Here is a 4,162-nt window from a genome sequence, read left to right on the forward strand (position 1 = left end):
TTAATTCGAAAACATCGAGTTCTATCCGCGCGCCTAGGGAAATCTTGTCAAAACGTGCCAGCACATTTTGAAGATTTCCCTCTTTAGGCGTGGCGCGCGGTGTCGCTCGGCACCCGAAAGCTGGCCGTATCTACCTTAACAAGATAGAACTGCGCTCGGGCCGCGCGGGCCCCACGTCCCGTGGACGGGCGAAACTTCGTTTCGCTGCGGCCGCCTCTACCCCAATTCTTTGTCCACACACCTTAGGCTCCGCAGGACTCAGGCAGCGGCCACACACCGTAGAGGCTGCCTCGGCCCCCCTTCCCTTTCCGCTCCTTTTCACCCCATAGGCATACGAGAAAGGCCGTTTTGTGCTATATTTGCTCTCAAACCCATTTCAAAAATCGGCACCTCCCATGAAACATCATGCCCTACTTTCCCTCTTCCTGTTCGGAACAGCCTCCCTGCTGACCGCCTGCGGCCCGCGAGACGCCTCGAAATGGCTCGACCAAACGCCCGAGCGCTGCCGGCAACCGCTCGTCGAGAACTGGTCGTTCCGCGAAACGGACTCCACGGCCACCGAAACGGCATGGCTGCCGGCGACCGTGCCCGGCACCGTGCACACCGACCTCCTCCACCTCGGGCGGATTCCCGAACCGTTTGCCGGAACGACCGAAGCCGACCTGCAATGGATCGGCGAACGCAGCTGGGAGTACCGGACGGCATTCACCCCGTCGGCAGGTATCGCGGCACAGGCTAATCAGGAGCTGGTTTTCAAGGGCATCGACACCTATGCCGACGTCTACCTCAACGACTCGCTGGTGCTGGGCGGGACGGACAACATGTTCGTCGAATGGCGCATTCCGGTGAACGGTCTGCTCCGGGCGGATACCGTCAACACCCTGCGCATCGTCTTCCACCCGGCTTACGCCACGGCCTTGCCGGAGGCGACGGCCTACCCCGTGAAGCTGCCCAACGACAACGACAAGGGCGAGTGGAAAACCAGCGTCTTCACGCGCAAAGCGCCGTACCAGTTCGGCTGGGACTGGGGGCCGAGGTATCTGACGATGGGCGTCTGGCGGCCGGTCTATCTGGATGCCTGGTCGGAGGCGGCGATCGACCGCATCCAATTCGTCCGCGAGAGCTGGCAGGACTCGCTACGGGGCGCTTTCACGGCGCGGGTGACCTTGCGCGGCGGGAATACCACTGAAAAAGAACACCGTAAGACACCGGTGCGGGTGATCGTGGCCGACTCCGCCGCCACGCACGTCTACGGCCAGGCCGACGTGATGCTGGGTGCTTTCGGGGAGGCGGAAACGACGGTCGAGATCCCGTTCGCCATCGTCCATCCGAAGCTCTGGTGGCCGAACGGCATGGGCGAGCCCAACCTCTACACCGTGCGGACATTCGTGACGGACAAGGAGGGCAACCTGCTGGATCGGGACACGCAACGGATCGGCGTGCGAAAAATCGAGCTGGTGCAGGAGCCGGACAGCGTGGGCGAGGGGGCAAGTTTCCAATTTTACGTGAACGGCATTCCGTGTTTTATCAAAGGGGCGAACTACATTCCGCAGGACGTCTTTCCGTCGCGGGTCGACACGGCCCGCTACCGGGCGATCGTCGATGCGGCGGCGGAGTCGCACATGAATATGCTCCGCGTCTGGGGCGGGGGGATTTACGAAGAGGATCTCTTCTTCGACCTGTGCGACGAACGGGGGATGATGGTGTGGGAGGACTTCATGTTCGCCTGCTCGTTCTACCCGTGGGACACGGCTTTCCTCGACAACGTGCGGCGCGAGGCGGTCTACAACGTGCGGCGTTTGAGGAACCACCCGTCGCTGGCCATCTGGTGCGGAAATAACGAGATCGACGAGGCTTGGAACCATTGGGGATATCAGGGCGTGTACGGATGGGATTCGACGGAACAGGCGCAGATCAAGCACGGTATCGACACCTTGTTCCGGGGAGTGCTGGCCGACGTGGTGGCGACGGAGGACGAGGGGCGGCCGTACCATCCGAGTTCGCCGATGTACGGACGCGGCAATCCGCTGAGCCGGATCAAAGGAGATGTGCACTACTGGGGCGTTTTCCACGACGAGGAGCCTTTCTCGGTCTACAAGGATAAACCGGGTCGGTTCAGCAACGAATACGGCTTCGTCTCGCTGGCCTGCTACGACACCTACCGGGAGTATTTCGCGCCGGAAGAGATGCGGCTCTACTCGCCGGCGATGATCGCCCACCAGAAGAGTCCGAAAGCATATCGGCTGTTGGAAGAGTACATGGCGCGCGACCTGCCGCTGCTGAAGGACGATTTCCGGACGTATGTCTATCTCTCCCAGCTGCTTCAGGCCGAGGGGATGAAGATCGCGATGGAGGGACACCGCATCAAACGGCCGTTCAACCAAGGGACGATCTACTGGCAGCTCAACGACTGCTATCCGGCTGTTTCGTGGAGCTCGATGGACAGCCGCTACCGCTGGAAGGCGCTGCAATACTACGCCCGGCGGAGTTTCGTGCCGACGCTGCTGGCGTTCGAACGGGTGGACTCGACGCAGACGGCGGTGCTGTGGGCGGTGACGGATCGGCTCCGGGCGCAGGAGGGGACGGTTTCGCTGCGGCTGATGGACTTTACGGGCCAGACGCTGTGGGATTCGACGCTGCGGGCGGACGTGGCGGCCAATTCGAACCGGGAGCTGCTGCGGGCTCAGGATACGGAGTTGCTGCGGGAACTCTCGACAGAGGGAAAAAATGTCTGTCTGGTGGCCGACGGGGTGATCGGCGGGGATACGCTGCGGTCGATCTACTGGTTCGTGCCGTTCAAGGATTTGGCGTTGCCGGCGGCGGACTATACGGTTTCCTATAAGCAGGCGGGGCCGAGGCGGGTCGAAGCGACGCTGCGGGCGAATACGCTGCTGAAATCGGTCGTGTTCGACGCGGCGGCGAGACAGGATAATGCGTCGGATGCCTATTTCGACCTGCTGCCGGGCGAGGAGCGGGTGATCGAGCTGAATTTCACGGAGGAGATTCCGACGTCGGAGGGGGTCGAGGGACTGGGGATCACGGTGCGAACGCTGAACGACTTGGCGGGACGTCGGTCGGAGCGACCGGTGCGGGAGAATGTGAAGTAGTTTTTTATCGGGACGGCAGCGGCCCCGCCCCGGGCTTCCGCCCGCGAGATACGGGCGGGACGAGCAGCGTCGGCGAGGGCGGTTTCGTCTACTCGTCATCGACAAGCGGCATCGACGTGGCGTACTCGAATTTCCACACGATCAGCCTCAATCCCGGATATACGGGCAGTCGCGCTTACGGTCTTCAGTTGCGGTGCCTCTCGGAATAAACGGGACAAGCGAGCTTTCGACAGAACCGATTGGGGACTTAGAACCCGGGCTTGGGCCCGTTTTCATACTAATCTGGTGGTTCAACGAACTGCACGGGCCGAACGCCCAGAAATTACGACAACTCTTGACGCGTAAGCGGCATGGCAGGCCCAGGCTGAAGTAGTTCGCCGCCAGCAGTGAGCGCAACGAGTTCCGACGAGTTGCAGAAGCCCGGCCCAAAGAACAACCAAGAGCTCGCCCCAAATCTTTCAAGTTCGGCCTGTCGCCCATCCCCCCGAGCGGCAAAGCCGCTGGGCGACGAGGCCGGCGGTTCGAAGAACCGCACTATTCGTTCTTGGTTTAAGCGGGTCGAAGCCTGCGGGTGCACTCAACGAACATCGCGAGTTGAGGGTCTCCGCCGCCGGAGGCCCGGCGACTCTACGAGTCGCAGAAGCACTTCCCCATTCTCGGAAATTCGTTCTCGGCGCCCCCCTCGCGCCGCTAATGCGTCGCTCTTGCCAAGGACAGCGATTCCTCACGAATCGCGCTACTCGCTCTTAGACTATAGCAATTCGCCACCAGCGGGGACGCGATCGAACTTGCGAAAATGCAATTGCCTTAGCGGGTTGAAGCCTGCGGGGCCCACAGCAACGTGAGTTGCGGGCCTCCGCGGCGGAAGGCTTCGGCCCGCGCGGCTCAAAGAGCCGCAAAAGCACGGCCAACAGCTCGGCCCAGCACGGCGGGAAAACCGTAGCCGGTTTTCCCGCCTGAAGAACAGGCACAGCCCCAAGCTCGCCCCAGTTCTCCACCCCGTGTCAGCCTCACTGCGGCTCCGCTGGCGCTCCGCCGCAGTCCCGCCCCATAAA

1 protein-coding gene is annotated in these 4,162 nt (G+C 62.1%); it reads left to right on the top strand.

Translation table 11 applies throughout. The features are described 5' to 3' along the window. Window positions 1–395 precede the first annotated feature (395 nt). Window positions 396–3,107, top strand: a complete 2,712-nt coding sequence (locus ACTO3O_RS09705; protein ID WP_297832648.1) for a glycoside hydrolase family 2 protein — start codon at window positions 396–398, stop codon at window positions 3,105–3,107. The last annotated feature ends 1,055 nt before the right edge of the window (window positions 3,108–4,162 follow it).

The sequence above is a fragment of the Rikenella sp. genome (assembly GCF_056799795.1).